Raw genomic sequence first — 3,133 nt, 5'->3', positions numbered from 1 at the left:
GCATAGGACAAAAAAGTCTCTATTTAAATTGTCTATTTTATTGACAGGGGACCAGATTCCACTAGTATTAATCAAGATACAGTTAAAACACCTTCAATGAGTAATGAACAAACAACAAACAATTCAGTAAGTACTCAAAAAATTGGTTCTGTTTCTCCTGAATTTGCAGTAACAACTTTATTAGCAAAAACCGAACCTGACAGCATTGAAATTGGTGATAACCTCTATACTCAAGCCGATACTGTTGATATATCCTCCTATCAATATTGGTTAACACTTGATGATTTTAAAAAGCTCAAATCATTAGGAATTAAAAGTGTTATTGTTAAGATTACGCAGGGAACAAGCTACAGTAACTCATACAGTTCACAGCAAATTTCTCTTGCCGAGCAAGCAGGTTTAAGTGTTTCCGTCTATCATTATGCAACTTTTTCAGATTCAAATTCAGGATACGCTCAGGGTCAATATGCTGCCATTACGATGAAATCACTTGGCTTAAGTAATAAAACTCTAATCTTTGCAGATATGGAAGATTCAAAAACTCTCAGTCCAACTGTTCAAGCAGGTTTATATAGTTTCTGGGATGCATTATCAAATGCTGGCTTTGTTAACCATGCCGTGTACACCTTTGCTTCATATGCATACCTTAATCAAGTGACTGCTACTGTCGACAATGCACGGACTTGGATTGCACAGTATCCTTACACCCCATTGCGCGGCGGAAGCTATGAAAACGAATGGGGAACAGATGGTTATGGCGGATGGCAATTTTCTTCCACAGCACATTTGCCTGGACGCGAAAGCATGGGAACACTCGATGTTTCGCATGACTATAATGGTTTATTAACTAACTATAATATCGGTACCGTTGCTAATGTTCAAATAATCAATAATACCGTACAGGTTTCTGGTTGGCACATAGCTAATCTTTCTGACGTTGAGCCTTATGCTTTTATTATTATGTATGATTCTACAACTGGACACGAAATTACTCGTGTGAGTTATACTCCTAGTCAACGTTTTGACCTCTATAATACATATAAAAATATTGCAAGTTCTGCAGATAGTGGCTTCAACACTGTACTTACAATTCCTAGCGAATACCAATTTGGTGGAAAAAATATACAATTTATACTTCGCTATTCAGATGATATCAACGGAAATGGTAATTATACTGATATCTGGTCGCGAACTTATACCTTCTCAAACAATGTCGGATATGTTGACAGCTTTTCACTTGGTGCCAACAATACACTTCATGTTTCCGGTTGGCACGCCGCCGATGCTTCAACTATTTTGAAAAACGCCTTTTTAATTGTCTATGATGACACTACTGGTAAGGAAATTACTAGAGTCCAATATACTCCAACTAGTCGCCCAGATGTTGCTAAAAATGGTTATGGTTATATTTACGATGCAAGCCAAAGCGGTTTTTCAACCACCATTAATCTAGGTAGTTACCTAGTTAATGGTCATAAATTGCAAGTTGTAATGCGTTATTCTGATTCATCAACTGGCGAAGGCGAACATACTGATGTCTGGTCTAACAGCTATACCATGGCAAATGCGAGCGCTGGATATGTTGATAGCCTTTCACTTGGTGCCAACAATACACTTCATGTTTCCGGTTGGCACGCCGCCGATGCTTCAACTATTTTGAAAAACGCCTTTTTAATTGTCTATGATGACACTACTGGTAAGGAAATTACTAGAGTCCAATATACTCCAACTAGTCGCCCAGATGTTGCTAAAAATGGTTATGGTTATATTTACAATGCAAACCAAAGCGGTTTTTCAACCACTATTAATCTAGATAGTTACCTGGTTAATGGTCATAAATTGCAAATTGTGATGCGTTACTCTAATACAACTAGTGGTGAAGGTACTCGTATTGATTATTGGTCAGAGCAAAAAAAATTTTAACAGTACTTTCCGATAGATTAAACCAACAAAATTTCAATATAATAACAAGTAATATTCAGAATTAAAATATAAACATGTCCAACTTTTTTAAGGCGGTACACGAGTAGTGGGAAGTACATTTCGAATAAGCAACGACTTTAAGGTCTAAAAGGCTCATAAGACTTCTAATTGTTTCATGATATAACGCATAACTAACTTTTCGTCGATATCCATACGTTTCATGGCTTTCATGATAAACATGTTCAATGAACAACTTTACATCCGCATGCTTATCAGTCTTTTTCATCCGTTTTCGTTGATCCGTAGTAAATGACTCGTGGTAATTCGAATTGTCCTAATAATATTTGTAGCTTGTATTGCGACCTTAAGAAGTCCGCAATAACTGTCTTTTCGCGATTTGTTAATGCTTGAATTGATTGTTCCTCATGACCGCTAATGCTTTTAAAATATCACGTTCCATTTCAGTTTCATGCAGTTGTGCTTTGAGTTTGAGAATTTCCTCTTTATACTTTTCCTCAGCTGACGGTTTAAGTTTCTTGTTCTTTAGTTTAAGCATTCCTCGAGGTCTTTTACGTAAACCAGCAGTACCCATTTTGGGGAATGTATTCACCCATGAATTTACCCAGCTGAATGTAATATCGAAATGAGTAGCAGCTGTCATTTGGCTGACCTCATATGTTTTTACATAGCTTACCACATAAAGTTTGAAATCTTGTGAGTAAACCTTTTTGGTATGTTGCATTTTGAAGATGATAGTCCATTCACGTTTACTTGCAGAACCCATCTTCGAATAGTTGTCATACTTGAAATATTATATTTACGCATTAAATCAGAGTAAGAAACATCTCCATTTCAGTACTCTCGAACTAATTTAACTTTGAATTCACATGTATATTTGGTCATAAAAAGCACTCCATAATAATTAGATTTTTCTAACTATTATGGAGTGCTTCATTTTGACACAGCTCCTATTTATATATCTTCAATTAAACTAGATCTTGTACTTTATGAACTATTCTGATGCCAAAATTCTCTTAATTATAAAAGAAAAGGCTTCTCAAAAAAATTTTTTGATTTCGTCAAAATAACTTTCAAAAAGCAAAAAAGTATCTCATTCTTTTTTCTATACAAAATGCTTCATTTTTAATAATCATAACTATGGCAACCTACAATTATGATTAACATTTTTAAAAACGTCCTTTTATAATTC

2 protein-coding genes are annotated in these 3,133 nt (G+C 35.2%); one reads left to right on the top strand and one right to left on the bottom strand.

All coding sequences use genetic code 11. The features are described from left to right. The first annotated feature begins 96 nt into the window (after window positions 1-96). Window positions 97-1,923, top strand: coding sequence for a GH25 family lysozyme (locus ABF682_RS12005; RefSeq protein WP_415619936.1), 1,827 nt, complete (start codon window positions 97-99; stop codon window positions 1,921-1,923). A 400-nt stretch (window positions 1,924-2,323) separates the two neighbouring features. Here ABF682_RS12005 and ABF682_RS12000 read toward each other — a convergent pair whose 3' ends face one another. After that, window positions 2,324-2,584, bottom strand: a complete 261-nt coding sequence (locus tag ABF682_RS12000; protein WP_415619935.1) for a hypothetical protein — start codon at window positions 2,582-2,584, stop codon at window positions 2,324-2,326. Window positions 2,585-3,133 lie beyond the last annotated feature (549 nt).

This window comes from Liquorilactobacillus sp., assembly GCF_047719775.1.
Taxonomy (GTDB): domain Bacteria; phylum Bacillota; class Bacilli; order Lactobacillales; family Lactobacillaceae; genus Liquorilactobacillus.
The sequence above is the reverse complement of the archived record's forward strand: the minus strand, read 5'-3'. Positions and strand labels throughout refer to the sequence as shown.